Origin of the sequence: Stenotrophomonas sp. RS-48, from assembly GCF_030053245.1 — a bacterium.
Classification (GTDB): Bacteria; Pseudomonadota; Gammaproteobacteria; order Xanthomonadales; family Xanthomonadaceae; genus Stenotrophomonas; species Stenotrophomonas maltophilia_P.
Genome location: NZ_JASGBV010000005.1, coordinates 16,427 through 39,028, shown reverse-complemented (window position 1 = coordinate 39,028; position 22,602 = coordinate 16,427). Strand labels below are relative to the sequence as shown.

The following is a 22,602-nucleotide window of genomic DNA, read 5'->3' as shown; positions in this document are numbered from 1 at the left end:
TCGCTCAGACGAGTGAGCGAGGATCACGGATGTACAGCGGCTGGATGCGCAGTTTCCCGACGGATCGCTTTCTCTCGGCGCAGGAGAGCGCCTCGCGTTTCGATCCTCGGGTCGCCGAGGAGGTTGCACCTGACGAACGTGCGTCGTTGGTTCATTTCAACTCGACCTACATCGATCTGATCGACCGAAGGTTCCGCCTGCGCGGAATGGTCTCGACCACCATGGTCCTGCTGGGGACACTGGCCCTGTTCCTGTTCGGTTTCTTCCTGCTTTTCACGCTGGTGATCCCGAACCTGGAAGGCGACTTCTGGGACTGGGTGATGTACGCCATGGTCGGCGTGTGCGTGGTCGGTGCCCCGGTGCTGTTCTGGCACACGACGCTGCGCTACGAGTTCTTCACCTATGTCTGGTATCCGACACGGTTCAACCGGCGCAACCGGACGGTCTATTTCTTCACGGGTGGGGAAGAGGGCGCTGTATCCGTCCCATGGGAAGAGGCCGTGTTCTACATCGGGCAGGGGACCAGCCAGGCCTTCCTGCGCGACCTGCGCTGCAGCATCCTTGGGGATCGGGTGATCAAACGGACCTTCGCGGTGGGCCATTACTTCGACGACGAACAGAAGATCCGCGGCATCTGGGAGTTCATTCGCCGCTACATGGAGCAGGGGCCGGCAGAGGTGGTCGATACCATCGAGGGTCGCCAGATGAATCTGTCCGTGACGCCGTCATGGCGCAACTGCTACCTGTTCGTGGTGGCCAGTCTCGGTCCCAGCCTGCTGGGCGCGCGCTTCATCCTGATGCCCTTGCTGCTGCCCTTGGTGTTGTGCAGATGGCTGGTCCTTCGATCCTGCCGCGCGCCCGTGTGGCCACAGTGGGTGGAAGACGAGTGCGCAATCGATGCCAACGATCCTCTTCGGCTCGTGGAACCCGAGGTGATGGCGCAGTTCGAGCCCGATCGGCGTCCGCTCTGAGCGGGCCCGTGCGGCAGGCCCCTGCCCGCGTCAGCAGGCAGGGCTGAGGATCACATCGCCGGGCAGGCCGGATCCTTGCCGCTCACCGCCGCACAGATCCTGCGCCGGCAGTCCACGCCTTTCAGTGAGGTGGGGCTGGGGCAGCTGCGCAGCTGCGCCTGGATGTTGGATTCGGTCGAGGCGGACTTCTTGCTGGCCACGCGCTCGAACGCGGCGCGCTCGTCTTCGGCGCGTTTGCGCTGGTCTGCTTCGATCTGGGCGATCAGATCATCCATGCTTTGAGGCTGGGCCTTGGCTTTTGCCTTGGCCTTGTCCTCTTCCTTGATGATGCCGAGCAGGGTGCCGAGCAGATTTTCATCGCCCTTGCCTGCGGTACCGGCGGCGCGACTGCTGCGTTCACCCGGCTGGGCGCCCCGTGCCCGCGTCGTTGCAGCGGTGCCGGTGGTTGCGGCAGCGCCCGCAGCAACGGTTGCCGCGTCAGCGGCAGGAGCGGGTGGGCTCCCGGTGGTGGCCGGCAGCGCCGGCTCAGACGGAGAAGCGGGCGCATCGACGATCATCGCGGCGCCTTCACCCGGTGCCACCGACGGGGCGTCCGGGTGCCCGGTCACATGGCCGGTGTCGGGTGTCAGTGAATACTCGGACGGGTCGCTGTAGTCATTACTACCGGACAGACCCCAGGCGGTCAGCCCGGCGATGACGACCACGGCACTGGCCAATGCCAGCCACAGGACCGTACGGCGTTTGCCGCTGGACGGCGCGCGTGCGGCACGTGGCGACGCGGTTGCCTGCCGGCCCTCCATGTCTGCCAGAATACGGCCCGAATTCGGGGCCTGGCCCTTTGCCTGCGCTCCCCCTGAGAGCAGACTTGGCCGATTGATTCCGCCATTATTCAAGTGCATCCAGCCCTTGGTTTGAGTCGGCAACTGCCGAAGCGAATTTGCGCATTCTTAGTGAAAGCGGTTGGGGCGTCAACCAGATCGCGTGTCAGGGAGGACCGGTGTTGCCAATCGTGGTTGCTGCCATTGCCGTCGTACTGTTGGTGGCTGGCGTGTGCTGGGTACTGTTGTTCCCCGAGACGGTCGAATCGCTGCGTCAGGCGATCGCGAAGCGTCTGGGCGGATTCCGTCGTCGGGCGGGGCAGGTCGGTGACCGGGTCGGCCACGGCGCCACCCGCGTGCGCAGTGGGGTTCGTGAAGAGGTCGGAGCCGTGCACGGCGCACTGCGGCGCCACTGGCTCATTCTGGTTGTCGCCGCAGCGTTGCTGCTGATTCCTCCAATTGTGATATTCGTCACGCGGCAGACCGTGGTGCTGGAGGATTTCAGGGGCGATGATCTGGCGGAATCGAGTTCGATGGTCGCCCAGCTGCTACGCGGGGAGCGGCTGACGCCGCCACCGCCGCCGCCGCCGGAGGTGTTCACCACTGCCGAAGTGCGTCGTCTGCGGCCCGAAATCGTCACGGCTGATCGCAAATGGGGTCAGATCGATCCCGATCTGCAGCAGCGCGTGCTGGCCATCTATGAGGTCATGCGACGCCAGTACGGTTACGAAATGGTGCTGATCGAAGGCTATCGCAGTCCGCAGCGGCAGGCCGAACTGATGGCCGGTGGCAAGGCGACCCGGGCCGGTGCCTGGCAGAGCTGCCACCAGTATGGGCTGGGCGTGGACAGCGCACCCATCCGCGATGGCAAGCTGCAATGGGACATGGAAGATCCGTGGACCCGGCGTGGGTACTTCCTGTACGGCGAGCTGGCTGAACAGGCGGGCCTGGACTGGGGCGGAAACTGGCGGAGCATCAAGGACTATGTTCACGTGGAAATGACGGACCGCTGCCGCGCCGCCCGGGTGGCAAAGCGCGAGGAACTGTCCCGTCAAGGGTGATAACCGCACGGCGGTACTGGTATGGTTACGCCGATGGCCTGCGTCGTCGGGGGAGCCGGGGGGCGATGGAACGCCGGGTCACACATGGATCAAGGAGCATGATGGATGGCACGACCGTTTATCGTCGTCGGTGACCCGCTCAGCCACGGAGGGACCGTGGTGGCGGGCACCGGACAGACCGACATCAATGGCAGGCCGGTGGCGCGCGTCGGTGATCGTGCGTTGTGCGCCGTGCACGGCGCCACCACCATTGTCAGTGGCGACGCGACAGTGCTCATCGACGGTCAGCCGGTGGCGCGCGACGGCGACCGCACCGCGTGTGGAGCGACGCTGGTCGCTTCACAGGCCATGACCGGTCTGCGTTGACCTGCGCGGTCGACAGGAGCAGCGCATGGAGCAGGGCAACTGATGGCAGGATGGCTGGGCAAAGCAGCTTCGGTGGTGATGATCTTCGTCGCCACCTGGGGCGCGACGATTCTCTACTGGCGCAACAGCGGCACGGTACCGACCGGCATGCAGATGCTGGCCTACCTGGGCCTGCTGCCCGTCGGCCTGAGCGGTGCCGGCTTCATGCTGCGTGGCGCCGCGCGCCGTGGCGTCGATGCGGCGCTGGACAAGGCTGCGGCCAACGATGGGGAGCCGACCAAGGGCAAAGGCGAAGCCGTCGCGACGAAGGCGATGGTGCCGCCATCGGTGGCGTTGATTGCCGGTGGCCTCAGGCTGGGTGTGGATCTGGATGCCCAATCATGGCTGGCTGCTGCCGCTGCGCCGCCGCGTCCGACGCTCGATGGCCGCTTCCGCGACAACTACAACCTGCCGGTGCGCATGAGCGCGGCGCAGGACCTCGATGAGTTCCTGGTGCTGCAGGCCCGTCAGGACGGCATCGACACCGCAGCCCACGAACGGCGTGCGCTTGCCCTGCTGCAGCCGGTGCTGGAGGAACTGCTGGAGGCAGCATCCGCGGCGCTGCCGGAAATCATGGCTTCCGAGGAAGTGGTGGTGGCCGGTCTGCGGCGTCGCGACGAACAGCGCGTGGAGAACGTACTGAGCGTCGAGCTGCTGGTGCCGGGCAGCTGGTCCGATGCGCTGCGCCCCTGGGTGCAGACATGGCTGCTGGAGCAGGCGCGGATGGCAGGCATCGATGCGCGCCGCTTCGATGTCCGGGTCACCTCGCTGGACGGCGCACGCGAGGTGTGGCCGCACCTGCAACGGGTGATCGACGCACTGGATCAGGGCGAGCCACGCTGGCACCTGCTGGTGTCCGCGTCTTCTTCGATCGATGCCGCCATCGTTTCCTCATGGCAGTCCTCCGGTGTGCTGGCAACCGCACAGAATCCGGATGGCCGCATACCGGGTGAGGGTGCTGCCGGCGTCCTGCTGGCGAGCCGGGGCGTTGCCCATGAAGGCGACGCGCGGCTGTGGCGCCCGCAACTGGTACGCGCCGAGCAGATCGAGGCAACCCGGCCGGCCGAACAGCGCCGTCAGCTGGCGACGCTCGCTGCGCAGTGGCAGCAGACGCTGGGCCTGGAGGGCGCACAGGCCCAGTTCGTGCTGCATGATGCCGATCACCGGGGCGATCTGATGGTCGATGCCGCCGCCATCACGGCGTCGCTGGCTCCCGACCTGGACTTCAGTCCGCAGAGCCTGGCGCTGGCGATCAGCGCAGGCGAACTGGGCCCGGTGCTGCCGTTGGCGCAGCTGGCACTGGCCCGCGCACAGCTTGACCGCCAGGCCGAGCCGGTGCTGTTGCTCGGCGTGGCCGACAACCAGCAGCGACTGTTCGGCCTGGTCGACCCTCTTCCTTCCCCGACGCAGGCGGCCGATGCGCCGTCGGCCCCCTGACTTCCTGGATCCCTGCATGAGTTTGAGCAATTTCAGCTACTACCTGCGCGACTACCGTCTCTGGATGGTGCTCGGCCTGGTCGGTGCCGCTGCGCTGGCCCACTACGGTGAGGCCGAAGCACGGCAGATCGGCATCTGGGTGGCCATCGTGCTGGCCGGCCTGCTGGTGCTGGCGCTGCTGGTCTGGATCGTGAAGCGGATCCTGGCCCGTCGCGCGGCCAAGCGCGTGGAGGCGATGGTCAAGGATGAGGCGGACAAGGCGGTAGCCACCGCTCAACCCGCCCAGCGTGCCGATACCGAGGCGCTGCGCACGCGCATGATGGACGCGGTCAAGCAGATCAAGTCCTCGCGGATGGGCGTGCTGAAGGGCAACGCCGCGCTGTACGAGCTGCCGTGGTACGTGATCATCGGCAATCCGGCTGCGGGCAAGAGTACGGCCATCCTCAATTCCGGCCTGCAGTTCCCGTTCGAGGACAACCGCGGCAACGTGGTGCAGGGCATCGGTGGTACCCGCAACTGCGACTGGTACTTCACCACCAACGGTATCGTGCTCGACACCGCTGGCCGCTACTCGGTCAGCGTCGAGGACCGCATGGAGTGGCTGACCTTCCTCGGCCTGCTGAAGAAGAACCGCCCGCGCGCACCGATCAACGGCGTGATCATCGCCGCCAGCCTGGCCGAGCTGTCCGGCAGCAAGCCGGAGTTCGCGATCGAGCTGGCCAAGAACCTGCGCCAGCGCGTGCAGGAAATCACCGAGCGGCTGGAAGTGTTCGCGCCGGTGTATGTGCTGTTCACCAAGGCCGACCTCATCGCCGGTTTCAGCGAGTTCTTCCGCAACCTCGATCCCGGCGAGCGCGAGCATGTGTGGGGTGCGACGCTGCCGTTCGACGTGCATCAGCAGGGCGACGCGCTGGCGGCATTCGACAGCCATTTCGACGAGCTGGCCGAAGGCATCAAGGAAATGAGCCTGACCCACATGGCGATGCAGCGTGGCCGTGAAGTCTCGCCTGGGCTGCTGTCGTTGCCGCTGGAGTTCGTCGGCATCAAGCCGGCGCTGCGCACCTTCATCGCTACGCTGTTCGAGGACAACCCCTACCAGTTCAAGCCGGTGTTCCGTGGCTTTTACTTCTCCAGCGCACTGCAGGAAGGCCGTTCGGTGCATCACGCGTCTGAGCGCGTCGGCCGCCAGTTCAACCTGGAGCGCGGGTCCAATGTCGACGAGGCGCCGACCGGCCATACCGCGTTCTTCCTCAAGGACCTGTTCCGCAAGGTGATCTTCGCCGACAAGGAACTGGTCCGGCAGTATTCCAGCCCGCACCAGAACCGGCTGCGCTATGGCGTGTTCCTGGGCGCGGTGGGTGTGCTGGCGCTCGCGCTGGGCCTGTGGACCTGGTCGTACACCACCAATGCCCAGCTGGTGGCCAATGCCACCAAGGATCTGGATCAGGCCGTGCGCGTGCAGAAGGACCGCATGGACCTGAAGTCGCGTATCGATGCCTTGCTTCTGCTGCAGGATCGCATGGAGCAGCTGGACCGTTATGGCAAGGAAGGCGGCATCACCACCCATCTGGGCCTGTACCAGGGCACCGCGATCCGCGAGAAGCTGCTGCGTGAGTACAACCACGGCATGCAGCAGGTGATGCTGGCGCCGACCGTCTCCAATCTGGAGAACTATCTCGGCCAGGTGGTCGCCGAGCGCGACAAGCTCGGCCAGGGCGGCAGCGCTGCTGCCGAGAGCGAGGTGCTGTATCAGAACGCATCGCCAACCAGTACCAACGATGCGTACAACGCACTGAAGACCTACCTGATGCTGGGTAACCCGAAGTACGTCGAAGGTGCTCACCTGTCGCAGCAGCTGACCCTGTTCTGGCGCACCTGGCTGGAGGCCAACCGCGGCCAGATGAGCCGTGAGGAGATGGTGCGCGCGGCCGAGAAGCTGATGACCTTCTACGTGGCGCAGGCGGGCCAGCCCAGCTGGCCGCAGATACAGAACAAGGTCACGCTGGTGTCCGACACGCGCCAGGCGCTGGGGCAGGTGATGAAGGGGCAGCCGGCGATGGAGCGCGTGTACGCGCAGATCAAGGCACGTGCCGGCGCCCGCTTCGGAACCACCACCGTCGACAGCCTGGTGGGTGTGGAGCGCAACGGGCGCCTGATCAACGGCAGCTATGCGATTTCCGGTGCGTTCACGCGCAAGGCGTGGGAAGAGTACGTAAAGGATGCGATCAAGGAAGCAGCCAATACCCAGCTGAGCACCACCGACTGGGTGCTGGGTACCACCGAGCAGAGCGATCTGTCGCTGGCCGGCAGCCCCGAGCATGTCTCGCGCGAGCTGGTGACCCTGTACAAGAACGACTACGCGCGCGAGTGGAGCAAGTTCGTGCAGGGCCTGAGCGTGGCCGAGTTCAGTACGTTCGACGAGGCGGTGGCCCGCATCAACAAGCTGGGTGATCCTGGCAACTCGCCGCTCCGTGTTCTGCTGGAGCGCATCAACGAGGAGACGGTATGGGACAACCCGCCGGCGCAGGCGCGTTCGAGCAAGGCGCGCAAGGGCTTCGTGGCCTGGTTCCAGCGCACCATCCTGCGCAAGGACCCGGCAGCGACGGCCGCCGCGCAGCCGGTGGGTCCGATCGGCAAGGCGTTCGAAGGCATCGCGCGGCTCACCAGTGAGCGCGGCGATCAGCCGGCAGTGATCACGGCCTACTTCGAGACACTGGGCAAACTGCGTGCGCGCCTGAATGCCATCAAGAGCCAGGGCGAAATCGGCGTGGGCACCCGCAAGCTGATGCAGGACACCTTCAGCAATGAAGGCTCCGAACTGAGCGCGGGCCTGGCGCTGGTCGACGAGCAGGTACTGACCGGGTTGGACGAGAAGCAGCGCGAAGCCCTGCGCCCGCTGCTGCTGCGCCCGTTGACCCAGACTTTCAGCGCCCTGATCCCGCCGACCGAGGAAGAGGTCAACAAGACCTGGAAGGCGCAGGTCTACGACCCGTTCAAGGCACGCATCGGACAGCAGTACCCGTTCAACCTCAACTCGGATGTGGATGCCGCACCGAGCGACATCGCCGGCATCTTCGGTGCCAGTGGCAGCATTGCCGCCTTCAACAAGGACGCGCTCGGCACGCTGGTGATCCAGCGCGGTCCGCTGCTGGAGACCCGCCGCTGGGCAGGACAGGGTGTGAACCTGTCGGCTGAGCTGGTTGCCAACTATGGCAACTGGGTGAGCGGCTCTGCCGCCGGCGCGGCGCAGGACACCACGATCTTCGAGATCCTGCCGTCGCCGGCTGCCGGCGCGCTGGAGTACAGCATCGAGATCGATGGCCAGGTGCTTCGTTATCGCAATACCCCGCCGCAGTGGACCACCATGCAGTACCCGAACGCGGGGCAGGTGCCGGGCGTGAAGATCACGGCGGTGACCGGCGATGGTCGTACCGTGGAGGTATTCAGTGCACCGGGCGCGAACGGCTTCAACCGCCTGATGGCCGAAGGCGAATACGAGCGCCTGGATGATTCCAGCCGTATCACCTGGAACGGCAATGGTGTGGCCGTGACGGTGGAAATGCGCATCGTCCGCCGGGCCGGCAGCGGCAGCGAGGGTGGTGGCGACTGGCAGCGCGGCCTGCAGCTTCCCGAGCGGGTGGCCGGTGGTACCCCTGCCGCGCCCGCGCCGGCGGCCACCGCGCCTGCTGCGGCGCAGACCACGGGAGGTGCGCAATGAGCCGCGTCGTCAGTGCCGGAGTTTCGTACTTCGGCAAGGTGCCCTCGCGCGGTGATTTCGTCCGTGCGGCCGACAATCACCAGCTGCTGGGCTGGCTGGACCGGTGGGCAGGCGAGAGCCTGGAACTGCTGAGCCAGAGCCCGGACTGGAAGCAGCGCTACGACGAGGCACCGGAGATCCACTACGCGTTCCTGGGTTCTCGCAGCAAGATGGTGCTTTGCGGGCACTTCCTGGCCAGCCGCGATTCCTCCGAACGCCGCTTCCCGCTGCTGTCCGCGCTGCGCCTGGATGCGCCGGAACCGTTGCCGTTCATCGGCCGCAGCCCGCTGGCGATGTCCAACGCCTGGTCCGGACTGGCCCGCCTGGCACGCCAGGCCTACCAGGAAAGCGACGCGGCGCAGGCGCTGGCGCAGCTGGCGGACGCACGTTTCAGCATCAGCACCGATCCCGGTGACTACAACGGCAGCTTCCAGGACTTCCTGGAGAGCACCTCGGTGGCAGACCTCGAGTCGCGCCTGCGCGATTCCGGTCACGGCGAGGTGGCGCTGCGACAGGTGCTGCCGGCACTGGGCCTGCTGCTGCAGCCGGTGCTCAGCGGGGGCGATGTCAACATCGACAAGGCGCTGGTGTTTCCGCTGGTCCGTGACCCGGCCTATCGCCCACTGGTGGCGGCATTCTGGCTGGATCTGCTGTCCAGCTTCGTCTCCCGCGGCGATTTCGAACTGGCGGTGCTGATCCGCAACGACGCTGCGCCGAGCATGATCGTCGGTTTCAACGGCGCCGACCGCCAGGTGCTGCGTGCGGTGCTGGACCCGGCGGAAGCCGGCGACTTCCTGATCCGGATCCAGCATTCGGAATGGGTGGACGACTATCTGCGCGGCGATTACAACCTCAACCGCTTCGGCAGCTTCCTCGACCGTGACGATCTGGCCCTGGCCACCGCACGCAAGCTGTTCGGCGAGACTTTCCTGGGAACCTGATGATGCGCTTGTGCAACCCTCTCTCCCTTGCGTTGCCGCTGCTGCTCGCAGCCGTGCCGCTGGCCGCGCAGAACGCGCCTGCTGCGGCACAGGCTGCCACCGAACGACCGGTGGTGATCGAAGGCGTGGTGCCTGACCAGGCGACCAAGGCCAAGCTGCTGAACAATCTGCGTGCCGTGTATGGCGCCGAGCGCGTGGTCGACCGCATCCAGGTCGAGACGATCGCGACCCCGCCGAACTGGGGCGATTACGTGGCGGGCATGATCAATCCCGGCTTGAAGCGGGTGTCGCCCGGCAAGCTGGAAGTGAACGGACAGGCAGTGCGGATCACCGGTGAGGTCGGCAACGAAGCGCTGCGGCAGCAGGTGGCCAGCGACCTGAGTCTGGCCAGCAATACCAGTTACACCGTGACCAACGCGCTGAAGGTCGGCTCGCAGCAGAACGTGCTGGACCAGACGCTGGCCAACCGCATCATCGAATTCCAGAGTGGCAGTGCGCGTCTGACCCCGTTCGGCATGAGCATCCTCGACGAGATGGTCGCCAAGATGGCGCAGATGCCGGACAGCCGTTTCCTGATCATCGGCCATACCGACAATGTCGGGCAGCGCGAATCGAACCTGGCGCTCAGCCACGCGCGTGCGCTGTCGGTGAAGAACTACATGGTGTCCAAGGGCATTCCGGGCAGCCACATGGATGTCGTCGGCAAGGGACCGGACGAGCCGGTGGCGGACAACACCAGCAACGATGGCCGCGCACGCAATCGGCGCATCGAGTTCAAGATCCAGTAAACATGACGGGGATCGGGCCAGACCCGATCCCCGCATGAGCGGGATCCGCAGGCAGATCAGTCTTCTGGATTGACGTCCAGCATCTCTTCCATCTGTTCCAGCGTGCCGTGGTCCTTGATGACGCGCTTGAGCCAGACATGCAGCGGCATCTCGCCCCAGCGTGCGGCCTTCTCGGCGAGATAGGCCACGGGGCTGTGCGGTTCGGTCCGACGGAAGAACTCAGCGACCTGGCGCAGCTGCTGCAGCGCTTCCTTGCGCGAGCCGGGTGCACCCGCAGGGCCACGCGGTGCTGTCACCGGGGCCGCTTCGGTCGCGGGCGCCTCATGGCCGAACGATGCATCTTCAAAATCGTCGGAGGAGGCTTCGGTTTCGCCATCGAGCAACACCCCGGCTTCGCGTGCGAAGCGCAGCACGGTGCGCTGCAGGTGTTCAAGCTGCTCACGCACCGCGCTGAAGCTTGGGCCATCCAGCCCCAGGCGGTTGTCGACCGCGGCCTGCAGTTCGGCCAGGGCCTGGCTGCAGTCGGGCAGGTCGTCGGCCAGCTGCCGGTAGAACCCGTGCTGGGTATCGCGGCGGGCGGCAGTGAGAATGTCCAGACCAGGGCGGCCGTCATCCTCTTCGCCGCTGTTGGCACGGGCATGGGCATGCTCGAAGTCGGCGAGGCTGAAACGCCCCTGCGGCGCGACGGCAATCGGCACGGAGCGCAGCCATTGCAGCGAGTTGGTCAGCAACCAGCTCAGGTTGCCGATGCGCTCTTCAAAATCGCCGTCAGGTGCCTGCGGATGCACGTCATCCCAGTAGCGGTCGCACAGGCCGGCGGTGAGCCGGTAGCCAGCGGCGAGGCCCTGGAATCCTTCCAGCTGGGTGGCGGCTTCGCTGAGCCAGCCTGCCAGCCGCAGGTCCTTGGTCCGGGTCTGCAGCAGGTCGGTGGCATCGCGCAGCACGCTGCTCCAGTCAGCGTACTTGATGTCGGTCTGCCACGCCCCCTGGTCCAGGGTCGGGTCGTCGGCACGACGGTTTTCGATGATCCGATCGAATTCAGCCGAGAACGACAGGTCTTCACCGGTCGGGGCGTGTTCCGAAATCGGGGCCAGCAGGGCTTCCTGATCCAGCATGGCGGGTCTCGTTGGGGACTGTGGGCGATTCTAGCCCGCCGATGTGAACGCGGTCGCGGGATTGGTCCGTCCAGGCATGCCTGAATACGGAATGCCGTCAGTTATGTGACGAACAACGCACTTCCATGGCGGTAGAGGCGTCGTGATTTTGACGAACACCGCAATCTGGTAGATTTGATGGCTGGAATCCGACGCCGCCGGGTAGGTGCAGGCGTCTTCACACTGGAATTGGCATGGATCAGCTGAACTACGTGATGACCCAGGTTGCCGGGCTCGGTGACGCGCAACGCCTGTATCGACTGCGGTCCGATGCACTGGAAGGGTGCACGGTGGAGCGGTGGCGCGGCGGTGATGCGCTCGGCCAGCATGCCTGGACCGATGTCGATGTACTCGCCACGCGCGCTGATATCGCGCTGGACGCCCTGCCGGGCACGCGTGCGACACTGGTCGCGCAGACGGCCGATGGTGGTCAATGGCAGCGCAGCGGCCTGATCGCGGACGCTTCCTGCCTGGGCAGCGACGGTGGCCTGGTGCGCTACCGGCTGCAGCTGGTGTCATGGACGTGGTGGCTGCAGCATGCTCGGCACAGCCGCGTGTTCCAGGAACAGAGCGTGCGTGCGATCGTCGATGCCGTACTGGCAGGGCACGCTGGCATCGCGCGCTGGCGCTGGGCCGAGGGCGTCGACGCCTTCCTTGGCCAGCGCGTGCGCAGCTACTGCGTGCAGTACCGCGAGAGTGACCTGGATTTCCTGCAGCGCGTGCTCGCCGAAGAAGGCCTGGGCTGGCGTCTGTACGCCGATGAGGAAGCGCCCTGCGGCAATGGCATGGAGATCTTCGCCGACAGCGTCGCGCTGCCGGAAGATGCCACCAGCGCGGCTGCAGGCGTGCGGTTCCATCGCAGTGACGCCACCGAATCCAGTGACAGCGTGCAGGCCATCGGCCTGCGTCGGCGCCTGGCCAGTACCTCGATCAGCCTGCAGAGCGATGATTACCGCCAGGTACGCGCACTGGTGGCACAGTCGCCGATGGAGGGCGGAGGTGGCCAATCGTCGCGCGAAGACTACGATGCGGTAGGTGCCTACGCCTTCAGCGACAGTACCGCCGGTGCGCGCCAGGCCCGCCTGCAGGCGCAGGCGCGCGAATCCCACAGCCGTGGCTGGCAGGGGTCGGGTACGGTTCGCGGCTTCCAGTCCGGACAATGGCTGCGGCTGCAGCAGGCCCCCGGTGCGACACCGCCTGAGCTGCTGCTGGTGGCCGTCGAACATGCCGGCATCAACAATCTCCCTACCGATCTGCGACGAAGCCTCGATGACGCGCTGGGCGTGGCGCCGATCGATCCGGCCGACGCTGCGCTCTGGCAGCAGGCCGAAGCAACCGGGTATGGCAACCGTTTCGGCGCGGTGGATCGCACCCTGCCGTGGCGCCCGCTGCTGCAGGACGGTAGTGGCGCACGGCTGAATCCGCGCCCGACCGTGCCGGGTTACCAGACCGCTGTCGTGGTTGCCGGCGACGGAGGCGCCAGCAAGGACCTGCACGCAGACAGCCATGGCCGCGTGCGCGTGCGTTTCCACTTCCAGGAAGGCGAGGGCGGCGGAGCCAACGACAGCGCATGGTTGCGCGTGGCACAGCGCTATGCCGGACCCGGCGTGGGCAGCCAGTTCCTGCCGCGCATCGGTCAGGAAGTGCTGGTGGGCTTCCTCGACGGCGATATCGATCGGCCACTGGTGCTGGGCACCCTGTACAACGGACGTGGCGAGGCGGGCGTGGCACCGACGCCAGCCGGCGGAAGCGGCCAGAGCGACGTGTCGCTGTATGGCCAGGCTGCAGACATGCGCGGCAGCGCGCAGGCCAACCTCAGTGGCGGCCAGGCGCCGGCCTGGCATGCTGCCGGCATGGGGGACCAAGCGCATCGGCAGGGCGGTGCGCTGTGGGGTATCCGCTCGCGCGAGTGGGAAGGCGGGCAGGGCGCCAACCATCTGCTGTTCGATGACTCGAACCAGCAACTGCGCGCGCAGCTGGCCAGCAGCCAGCAGGTGTCACAACTGACCCTGGGGCACCTGCGTCACCAGGCAGACAATTATGTCGGCAGCCTGCGTGGCACCGGTTTTGAACTGCGCAGCGACGCGTGGGGCGCGGTGCGCGCCACGGCCGGTGCCTGGTTCACGGCGTACGGGCATCGGTCGACGGCACCTGCGGGCGAGGCAGTGCAGCCCGCTGCCTTGCTCACGCAGTTGCAGGCATTGGGCGAACGCTTCACCCAGGCCGCGCGTACGCACCTGACCAGCCCGTTGGCGATGCAGGAGGGCGCGCGCGCGCCAAAGCGCTCGGAGCTGGTTCCCGATCAGTCGCCGGTTCCCGCGCTGCTGGCGAGCGTACGCACCACCACGGGCGGTGATGGATTCGATATCGGCAAGAGTGGTGCGACCGAGCGCAAGTCGGATGCTGGGCAGGATCGCGTGCCGCATTCGGGTGATCCACTGCTTGGACTGGCCGCACCGCAGGGACTGGTGCAGGTGGCAGGCCAGGGAGTGCACTGGGGGAGCGGTGAAGGCCTGCTGTTGGCCAGTGGCGGTCATAGCGACACGGTTACCATGGGGCAGACCCGTCTGCATGCGGGGCAGGCGATCGGCGTGCTTGCGTCCGTGGTTGAGGGCGCAGCGGCCGCACCCACCGCGCTTGACGTCGTGGCCGGCACTGAAATGCTCGATATCCAGTCCCAGGCGGATGGGGTGCGCGTGCAGTCGCGTGGCGCTCTGCGCGGGGCCAGCGCGCAGGCGCCGGTGGAACTCGCCGCGGCCAATACGATCCACGTGGCGACGTCCGGGGGGGCCAGCCTGACCATTGCCGGTGGCAACATCACCATCGCCTGTCCGGGCACGATCAAGGTGCATGCCGGCAGCAAGTCATTCGTCGGCCCGGCGCAGCAGGGCTATCCGCTTCCCCAGTTCCCGCGCAGCAGCTGTAAGAGCTGCATTCTCGACGCCATGCGCCAGGGCACGCCGGGAGTGCTGGTGTGAATCGTTACGCCGTGATCGACAGCGCGCAGCGGTCGCACTTCCATGAGCGGCTGGAGCGTCTTGGCGCGCGCTACCGCTCGCTGTTCGAAGGCACGGCCGAGGCCGGCCTGCTGGATATTGCTCCCTTGCTGGTGGCTTGGACGGACAGGGACCTGCACGCGCAGCTGGATGCGGAGATCCGGCAGATGGGAGCGCAAAGGCCGGGCGTGACCCTGCTGTGGAGTGCACTGGAACTGGACGATCTCGCGAAGCGGTTGCGTGCTTTCCATCTGGTGAAGGTGCCCGAGAAGGGCGGTCGCGAGATGCTGTTGCGCTGGTACGACACCCGTATCCTGCCTGCACTGCTGGATCTGTTGTTGCCTGCGCAGCGTGCCGCCCTGCTGGAGGGCGTACAGCGCCTGCAGTACTTCGACCGCTACGGCGATCTGCAGGAATGGCCGCTGGCCGAGATGCTGGCCGGAATGGATGATGCCGGCCTGCCTGCGCTTCCGCCATTGCGCCTGGACGAAGACCAGTACACGCGCCTGCTGGACGCGTGCGAGCCGGATGTGGCCATTGCCCAGCTTCGCAGGGTCATCCCCGATGAGATCAAGCGGGTGCCGTATCGATCGCTGTACCCGTTCGTCGTCGACCTTATGCAGGATACGATCGCCCACGGTGTGAACCAGGTGGACGATCACGTGCAGTACCTGTTGCTGGCGTTGTACACCTCCGGCGCGTGCCGCGGCCATCCTGCCGTGCAGGCGCGTTTCGCGCAGCCTGCCGGGAGCTGTGAGGTGCCGTTCGCGGACTGGGCATCAGCGCTGCCGGAAGATGTCTGGACGACGGGCGTCCCGCTGTGGGACCACACCGCCTCGCCTTTGCAGGCCGAGCCTGCACCCTCGTGGACGTGAAGGAAGAATCATGCGTTTGATGCGGACCCATCTGCTGGCGGCCCTGGCGTTGCTGCTCCTGTTGCCGGCATTGGCGGCCTGCAAGGGACGGACGGCCTCCACGCCGGTGGCCGTGCTCGGCTACAACCATACGGATGCATACATTGCGCAGTTCCTCGTGAATGGCGGCAGTGGCGGGTCGGCCGATTCCCACTCGGAAGGCGGAACTGTCTGCTGCGTCGTGCTGCCTGATCGATGGACGCCGGACATGAAGGTGGAGATCGAATGGACCACGGATCTCGAAACGTTCCAGAAGAAGACCGTTGCGATTCCGAAGTACAACCAGCTCGGAAACCTGGCCGTCCATTTCCTGCGCAATGGCGAGATCAAGGTCTTCGTCACCAATCTTGTGCTCGGTCATCCCGACTATCCATTGACCGGCCCCGAGGCGCCCTTGCGCGAGGGCGAGAATCCAGTCTGGGAGCACCTTCGGCGCCCGCTTGAAAAGTGATCACGGGGCCCGGTCGCTCACCGGGCATCCGATCCGAATGCTTGGCGTGGGTGACAAGGACAACGATCCCGGCGGGGACCAGCAGCGAATCCAGGAGACAAGGACATGAGTGGACGCACGGCAACCGGCGCGCAACCAATGCCGGCAGATGGACGCAGAGCGCTGAGCGGCGCCGAAGCGCAGCAGCGGGCGCGGGCCATGGCGTGCATGCGCGAGAAGGGCTCCGAATGCCAGGGCCAGGTGCACGTAGGCATCTACTTCGACGGCACCGGCAACAACCGCGAGTGGGAAGGGACCTTTGTAACCGGCAAGACGCGCTCCCCCAAGACCCAGCTGGCCCGCAACGGTCACAGCAATGTGGCGCGCCTGTACGACGCCGCCCTGAAGGAGCGTGGCAACGGCTTCTTCAGCATCTACGTTCCCGGCGTCGGCACGCCATTCGCCGACGTCGGCGATACCAACCAGGATGGTGACACGCTGGGAGGCGGCGCCGCGCGTTATGGTGCGGACCGCATCCACTGGGCCATCCTGCAGGTCATCAATTCGGTACATCAGTACCTGAACGGTGGTGACCTGATCCAGCCCAACGAAGCCAAAGTACTGGTCGCCTCAATGAGCGAGACGCGACTGCTGGAAGGCATGACGCGACGCGCGATGCTCACGGCGATCGCGCAGCGGTTGGAGCGCGTGGTCAAGGGGCACCAGCGCCGCGTCAAGTCGGTGCACGTTTCCGTCTTCGGCTTCTCGCGTGGCGCGGCACAGGCGCGGGCGTTCGTGCACCGGCTGTATGAGACGGCAGAAGCCTGGGGCAGCGGTTGTGGCTACAACATTGCCGGCATTCCGCTCTACCTGAACTTCATGGGCATCTTCGATACCGTTGCGTCGGTCGGCGTTGCTGCGATGAGCCGCGTCTCGAAGGGCAAGTGGGACTGGGCCGCCGGTGACATGATGAGCATTCACCCGGAAGCGCGCCAGAGCGTGCATTTCGCCGCCCTGCACGAGCAGCGGATCAATTTCCCGCTGGACCTGGCGACCAGCGGGAAGGAGGTGCTTTACCCGGGCATGCACTCGGATGTCGGTGGCGGCTACTCGCCCGGCGGCCAGGGCAAGGACTTCGTTTCCGGTGCCGCGAACGGTACCGCCAAGCTTGCGCAGATTCCGTTGATCGACATGCATCATGAGGCCGTCAAGGCAGGCGTGATAATGAAAACGATCGAGGAACTGGGGGCGCAGCCAGTGCTCGCCATGCATTTCGGCTGCCACCCACAGCTGATCCGCGATTACAACGCCTGGCTGACCGGTCACGGTGTCCCCGGAGGCGCGCACACGCAGCAGATTGCAGGACATTGCCGGCAGTACGTTGCCTGGAAGGGCAAGCGGCTGCCGAATGGTCCACAGAGCGTGCTGCAACAGCCGTTCTTCAAGCAGTCCGATGCCGAGGATCAGGTGGATCTGGCCAATGCGCAGCGCGATTTCGCAAATCTGGTTGGAAAGCTGCGCAGGGGCAAGGAGGAGATGGCGGCCTACCGCAGGCAGCTGGACGAAAGCCAGAAACGCATGGAGGCGGGTCGCAAGATCGGGCGTCCGGTATTTGAACCTACGCCACGGGCCTCCCAGGCGGCTTACGACTACGCAAAAATCCCGGCCGAGACCAGCACTCTGCTTAACCTTGTGCTGGACGGTGCGCCGGTACCCGATGTGAGTACGGTGCTGTTTGACAACTACATGCATGACTCGCTGGCCGGCTTCTACATCGGGAAGTGGACGGAGCTGAATATTCCTGCCGTCAATACCTACGGCTACCTCCGCTATCGCGAGGTCTTCAGTGTGGCCGGCAGGAGGGCTCAGGAGTGCCGGGATCCGGCCACGCTGCCGCCAGCGAACATCCCCACCATCGGCGGCGCGTTCCAGCAGCTGGGCTCGGCAATGGGCGGGTGAGGCGATGCAGCGTCTGGAATGCCCGTTGCAATGATGGCCTGGTCCAAGGCAGGCAACTGAAGATGTCTGGCTTCGTGATTCGGGCTGCTGCAGTAGCCGGTGTACTGCTCACGGTGGGGTGCCATGCACAGCCTCCCGAAGTGGGCGGCTGGCGCAGAGTCTCCGACAGCGATCTGGAGCGACAGTACCATTTCTCCATGCTGCCGCACGCTGCAGCAGCGGGAAGTCGATGGGCCGCCTACGACGCCAAGGCGGGCAAGGTGGTGTGTTGCCTGTCGGTGGACGGTGCCGAGGTGGGCGAAAGTGAGCTCCAGGATCGCTTTGACATTCCGGGGCCGTGGATCACCGATCTGACCAATGGCTGGAATCCCGATGCCGCACCCTATCGCCCGCATGTGCAGCTGCTGAAGGTGCAGGGTGCGTTGAGCAGCTACACCTTCAAGGAAGAACGTGAAGCGGCTGGTGGTCTGCTGCTGCCACCCGACGCGCGGGCGGTGGCGGCCGACACCCTGGAGATCGACGGCGAGCGTTATACGGTCCAGCGCCGTGAGACCTCGCTGGCCGATGGTGACGGTGGCGTTCATACCTACACCTTGAAACCGGCCAAGGGCGGTGCGGCATTGAAGGTCGAAGTGCCCTTCGGAACCTATTAGTCGCCGCCATTGAATCGGCGCGCAGGCATGTACGGAACACATGCGGACCTGGGGGCTACTGCGGGATGTGCATGTCGAACCTGATGGAGGACTGCGTGCGGCGCAACAGGACTTCGGACAGCTGCTGCGGTTTCCAGCAAGTGCTGCTGCTGATCCTGCTTGTCTTGATTGCCGCGTGCGCCGGCAAGCCGGATCCATCGCGAGGTTCGACCGCGGCCAGCCAAGGACCAGCATCGACGCCCCACAACGCGCCCTACGCAGGCGTTGTGATGAGCTATCCACACTCCGGCTGCGCGTACGAGTACAGCCCGGTGGACTTCTGTGATGCGCAGCATCGCGCGCAGATCGACCAGGCCATCCTTACCCAGGTGCCGAACTTCAACCGGCATTACATCCTGGTCCAGCTGGATGAGCGCAAGGAGTACTTCCAGCGCTCCATCGTGCTGATCGACAGCCGCGACGGCACCGTGTATCCGTTGCCCATCGATGCGTTCTCGGGCCCGTTGGTGGGCAAGGATGGCGCACGTACCTATGGCACGGTGGAGACATCCGCTGAGAGCGACACGTTCTGCGTGAGCGGCGCACTGCTCGTCTACCGGGCATTCGAAGAGGGCCGCTTCTGCTTCGGATTCGATGGTGTCAGATTCACCGGCCACACCACGCAGTACATGCAGTAGCGGCCGCGTTCCCCGGCGATCGCCAGGCCCGGCTTAACGAGCCGCGCTGCCCGACGTGGCAACCGTCGCACCTTCATGGCATCCTCACGAAACTGATTGGCCACCGGCCATCGACGGATGAACGACATGCAGAAGTGGATCGGACGCACCGCCGGCGGGCTTGCGGTGGCGCTGTGCCTGGCGGCGCCGCTGGCACAGGCCGCCGAACCGGCCTTTGGTGGCTGGCGCAACCTGGACTCCCGCGATGGTGCCGAGCCCGCCTTGCGCGACGTCCCGTTCGCACTGCTGCCGATGCCGGTCGCACGCGATGCGCGCTTCTCGGTGTATGACCGCGAGAGCAAGCGGCTGGTGTGCTGCCTGCAGGTGGCCAGCGCCGAACTGGATGACACGGCGCTGCGCAAGGTCTATCAATTGCCCGAGCAGTGGGTGACCGACCTGCGCAACGGGCGCAGCACGGCCCGCCCGTGGCCGACGCGGGTGTACGAAATGCGCCGCGTTGGCGAACTGGTCGACTACGGGTTCAGCGATGCGCCGGAGGCCTACAGCGATCTGGGAGGCCTGCTGCTGCCTGCCGACGCGCGCCTGCTGCCCGATGGCAGCGTGCAGGCGGGGGCGACCTACCGTCTGCAGTTCCGCAGCACGCCGCTGGGCGATGACAGCAGCGCGCTGGACCGCTTCACCCTGCAACCGGCACAAGACACAGGCAAGCCGGTGATCGTCGAAGTGTCCTACGGAACCTATTGATCCGGAGCGTTAATCCGGCGTGACGGCGGTCGCGTGCGCCGCCGTTTTCCATCTGCTACCGTCGCCCTACAGGGGAAGGACCTGCCCGCCGCGTCGCGGAGGGCAGCAACGGTAGGAACGCCATGGAAGCGATTCGCAACCTCATGGTGCAGGCAGCGGGTCTTGATGCCGGCAGCCGCCTGTATCGGTTGGATCTCCCCGGCATGCCGGCGGTCGTTGTCGACCGGTGGCACGGGCGTGATGCCTTGTCGCAGGGGCGGCATCTTCAGATCGATGTACTCGCGCTGGACGCATCGCTGCCACTGGCTGACTGGCCGGGGCGGCCCGCATGCCTGCATGTGCACCTGGCCGATGGCCAGGATTGGCCGCGTCACGGCGTGATCGCCGATGCGCAGTGCGTGGGCGCTGACGGTGGACTGGTGCGCTATCGCATCACGCTGCGTGACTGGACCTGGTGGCTCGACCAGGCCCGCTGCAGCCGCGTGTTCCAGGAACAGAGCGTGCGCGAGATCGTGGACGCGGTGTTCCAGATGCACCCGCAACATGCGCATTGGCGCTGGAGCGATGAGGTCGACGGGATGCTGGCCGCATCCCGGCCGCGCAGCTATTGCGTGCAGTACCGCGAGACCGACCTGGCCTTCGTGCAGCGTTTGCTGGCCGAAGAAGGGCTGGGCTGGTGCGTGCAGGATACCGGGGAGGCGACGGCCGGCCACGGCGTGCTGCTGTTCGCCGATTCGACCCTCCTGCCGGAAGCCGCTGCGTCGCAGTCGGCGGGAGGGATCCGCTTCCATCGCGCCGATGGCACCGAGCAGAGTGATGGCGTGCAGCAGCTTGGCCTGCAACGGCGGCTGCAGAGCACGCACGTGCAACTGCACAGCAGCGACTACCGCAGTGCGCGCTCGCTGGCCGGCCAGTTGCCGGTGCAGGGCAGCGGGCAGGCGCGGCGCGAGGACTATGACCCGGTTGGCGCGCATGCCTTTGCCGACGCGGCCGAGCTGCAGCACCACGCTCGTCTGGTCGCCGAGGCACTGGAAGCGCAGGCACTGCAATGGCACGGCCGTGGCAGTGTGCGCAGCGCTGATGCCGGCCAGGTCTGGTCATTGAGCGGAACGCCGGGGTCGGTGCCGACCGAACTGTTGCTGGTGGACGTCGAGCACGCCGGGGTCAACAACCTGCCGGTGGATCTGCGCCAGGCGCTGGCAACGATGGACGATGCCGCCGCCACCGCGGACACGCTGCAGGTGGCTGCCCAGACGCAGGGCTACGCACAGACATTCGTCGCTCTGCCCCGCGACCGGCGTTGGCGTCCGACGCTATGGGACGGCACGGGTGCGCGACGCAATCCGCGGCCGCTGGCGCCCGGTTACCAGACAGCGGTCGTGGTGGCTGCGCAGGGCGCCGATGGCGCCGAGCTGCACGCCGATGCACTGGGACGGCTCCGCGTGCGGTTCCACTTCCAGCAGGAAGAGGGCAGCACGGACAGCGCGTGGCTGCGCGTCGCGCAGCGCTATGCGGGGCCGGGCGTGGGCAGCCAGTTCCTGCCCCGCATCGGCCAGGAAGTCCTGGTGGGCTTCCTCGAGGGCGACATCGACCGGCCGCTGGTGCTGGGCGCGCTGTACAACGGGCGCGGCGAAGCCGGCGTCGCGCCGACACCGGCGGGCGCCAGCGCTGAAGCCGATACGTCCATGTACGCACAGGCGAGGGATGGCACCGGCAGTGCCCAGGCCAACCTCGGAGGCGGCCAAGCGCCTGCCTGGCACGCGGCGGCGGCCGGAGAGCAGGCACACCGCAACGCCGGTGCGCTGTGGGGTGTGCAATCACGGGAATGGCAGGGGGGTGGCTGGAACCGGCTGCTGTTCGACGACAGCGACCAGCAGCTGCGGGCCCAGCTGGCCAGCAGCCAGCAGGCTTCGGCATTGACGCTGGGGCATCTGCGCCATCAGGCGGACAATCATCGAGGCAGCTTCCGCGGCAGTGGATTCGAGTTGCGCAGCGACGCCTGGGGCAGCGTGCGCGGGCAAGGCGGGCTCTGGTTGAGTGCCTATGCCCGCCGCAGCGTCGAACCGGCAGGTACGGCGGCACAGCCTGCTGCGCTGTTGCAGCAGCTGGCCACGCTGGCCCACAGCCATGCTGCGGCGGCGGGTACGCATCTGACAGTGCGGCCGGCCGCGCATGTCGGCGTGCAATCGCCGCAGCGCTCGCGGTTGGACGCTTCGCAGTCACCGCTGCCGGTGCTGCTGGCCAGCGTGCGCAGTACGGTGCCCGGTAGCGCGTTGCAGGATGCGGCCGGCTCGGCGCCGGAACGCAGCGGTGATGCCGGCGAGGGCCGCGTTCCGCATACCGGCGATGCCCTGCTGGGCCTGGCTGCACCTGATGGTGCGCTGATGGTGGCCGGACAGGGGCTGCTTTGGGCGCCGGGCGAGACACTGGCACTGGGCAGCGGCCAGCACGGCGAGGCCGTGGTGATGGGGCAGGCGCGCTGGCATGGACGGCAGGCCATCGGCGTACTGGCCGCAACACTGGAGGGGGCTGATCCGGGCGAGCCGGCGCTGACCCTGGCCAGTGGCGAACAGGTGCTGGACGGCAAGGCGCAACAGGACGAAGTGCGCGTGCAGTCGCGGCAGTCGCTGCGGGGCACGAGCGCACAGGGTGCCGTGGAGGTGGCTGCGGGCCGGACGGTGCAGGTGGCCACCGCAGGCGGGGCCAGCATCACCCTCAGCGGCGGCAACATCGTGTTCAACGCACCCGGGAGGATCGCCGTGCACGCCGGACGCAAGTCGTTCCTGCCCGGCGATCGCGGCCGTTACCCGTTGCCGGTCTTCCCGCAGTCGGTCTGCAAGGAATGCCTGCTGCTGGCCGCACAGCGTGCAGCCCCGCTGACACCGAAGGGAGGCTGA

General features: G+C 66.5%; 17 protein-coding genes. 15 read left to right on the top strand and 2 right to left on the bottom strand.

Translation table 11 applies throughout. The features are described 5' to 3' along the window. The first annotated feature begins 29 nt into the window (after window positions 1-29). Window positions 30-971: a DUF6708 domain-containing protein gene (locus QMZ25_RS01270; protein WP_283219005.1), complete on the top strand. Its 942-nt coding sequence runs from the start codon at window positions 30-32 to the stop codon at window positions 969-971. A gap of 50 nt (window positions 972-1,021) precedes the next feature. Here the strand turns inward: QMZ25_RS01270 and QMZ25_RS01265 are convergent, their stop codons facing one another. After that, a complete protein-coding gene (locus QMZ25_RS01265; RefSeq protein ID WP_164151841.1) occupies window positions 1,022-1,771 on the bottom strand; it encodes a hypothetical protein in 750 nt (249 codons plus the stop codon). 209 nt (window positions 1,772-1,980) lie between these two features. Here QMZ25_RS01265 and QMZ25_RS01260 point away from each other — a divergent pair, with 209 nt between their 5' ends. The 6 genes from QMZ25_RS01260 to QMZ25_RS01235 all read left to right on the top strand — a co-directional run bounded on the left by QMZ25_RS01260 (window position 1,981) and on the right by QMZ25_RS01235 (window position 10,178). Next, window positions 1,981-2,850 (top strand): M15 family metallopeptidase, encoded by an 870-nt coding sequence (locus QMZ25_RS01260; protein ID WP_263174667.1) that lies wholly within the window; start codon window positions 1,981-1,983, stop codon window positions 2,848-2,850. 105 nt (window positions 2,851-2,955) lie between these two features. Beyond that, on the top strand, window positions 2,956-3,216 hold the full coding sequence (locus QMZ25_RS01255; protein ID WP_053518398.1) for a PAAR domain-containing protein: 261 nt from the start codon (window positions 2,956-2,958) through the stop codon (window positions 3,214-3,216). 42 nt (window positions 3,217-3,258) lie between these two features. Further along, window positions 3,259-4,692 (top strand): hypothetical protein, encoded by a 1,434-nt coding sequence (locus tag QMZ25_RS01250; RefSeq protein ID WP_283219004.1) that lies wholly within the window; start codon window positions 3,259-3,261, stop codon window positions 4,690-4,692. Between the two features lie 16 nt (window positions 4,693-4,708). Next, window positions 4,709-8,410: a type VI secretion system membrane subunit TssM gene (tssM, locus tag QMZ25_RS01245; RefSeq protein ID WP_283219003.1), complete on the top strand. Its 3,702-nt coding sequence runs from the start codon at window positions 4,709-4,711 to the stop codon at window positions 8,408-8,410. After that, complete coding sequence (gene tagF, locus QMZ25_RS01240) at window positions 8,407-9,390, top strand: type VI secretion system-associated protein TagF (protein WP_053518394.1); 984 nt, start codon at window positions 8,407-8,409, stop codon at window positions 9,388-9,390. Before tssM ends, tagF begins: the two co-directional genes overlap by 4 nt. 2 nt (window positions 9,391-9,392) lie before the next feature. Then, complete coding sequence (locus tag QMZ25_RS01235; RefSeq protein ID WP_111185953.1) at window positions 9,393-10,178, top strand: OmpA family protein; 786 nt, start codon at window positions 9,393-9,395, stop codon at window positions 10,176-10,178. Between the two features lie 56 nt (window positions 10,179-10,234). On the opposite strand, the gene tssA is transcribed toward QMZ25_RS01235, so the two are convergent. Then, the gene (gene tssA, locus QMZ25_RS01230; RefSeq protein WP_065182766.1) at window positions 10,235-11,293 is read right to left on the bottom strand and encodes a type VI secretion system protein TssA; all 1,059 of its coding nucleotides are present in this window, start codon (window positions 11,291-11,293) and stop codon (window positions 10,235-10,237) included. A gap of 233 nt (window positions 11,294-11,526) precedes the next feature. Here tssA and QMZ25_RS01225 point away from each other — a divergent pair, with 233 nt between their 5' ends. From QMZ25_RS01225 to tssI, 8 genes are all read left to right on the top strand, one after another. Next, on the top strand, window positions 11,527-14,310 hold the full coding sequence (locus QMZ25_RS01225) for a type VI secretion system Vgr family protein (RefSeq protein WP_283219002.1): 2,784 nt from the start codon (window positions 11,527-11,529) through the stop codon (window positions 14,308-14,310). After that, the gene (locus QMZ25_RS01220) at window positions 14,307-15,203 is read left to right on the top strand and encodes a DUF4123 domain-containing protein (RefSeq protein WP_053518389.1); all 897 of its coding nucleotides are present in this window, start codon (window positions 14,307-14,309) and stop codon (window positions 15,201-15,203) included. The genes QMZ25_RS01225 and QMZ25_RS01220 overlap by 4 nt, the downstream gene beginning before the upstream one ends. Before the next feature lie 10 nt (window positions 15,204-15,213). After that, complete coding sequence (locus QMZ25_RS01215; RefSeq protein WP_227255287.1) at window positions 15,214-15,693, top strand: DUF3304 domain-containing protein; 480 nt, start codon at window positions 15,214-15,216, stop codon at window positions 15,691-15,693. Window positions 15,694-16,050: 357 nt separating this feature from the next. Then, window positions 16,051-17,631: a DUF2235 domain-containing protein gene (locus QMZ25_RS01210; protein ID WP_331250516.1), complete on the top strand. Its 1,581-nt coding sequence runs from the start codon at window positions 16,051-16,053 to the stop codon at window positions 17,629-17,631. Between the two features lie 197 nt (window positions 17,632-17,828). Then, the gene (locus QMZ25_RS01205; protein ID WP_283219001.1) at window positions 17,829-18,284 is read left to right on the top strand and encodes a decarboxylase; all 456 of its coding nucleotides are present in this window, start codon (window positions 17,829-17,831) and stop codon (window positions 18,282-18,284) included. A 269-nt stretch (window positions 18,285-18,553) separates the two neighbouring features. Then, complete coding sequence (locus QMZ25_RS01200) at window positions 18,554-18,961, top strand: hypothetical protein (RefSeq protein WP_345782727.1); 408 nt, start codon at window positions 18,554-18,556, stop codon at window positions 18,959-18,961. Window positions 18,962-19,087: 126 nt separating this feature from the next. Next, window positions 19,088-19,705 (top strand): decarboxylase, encoded by a 618-nt coding sequence (locus tag QMZ25_RS01195; RefSeq protein WP_128989192.1) that lies wholly within the window; start codon window positions 19,088-19,090, stop codon window positions 19,703-19,705. A 122-nt stretch (window positions 19,706-19,827) separates the two neighbouring features. Continuing rightward, on the top strand, window positions 19,828-22,602 hold the full coding sequence (tssI, locus tag QMZ25_RS01190) for a type VI secretion system tip protein TssI/VgrG (protein ID WP_283219000.1): 2,775 nt from the start codon (window positions 19,828-19,830) through the stop codon (window positions 22,600-22,602).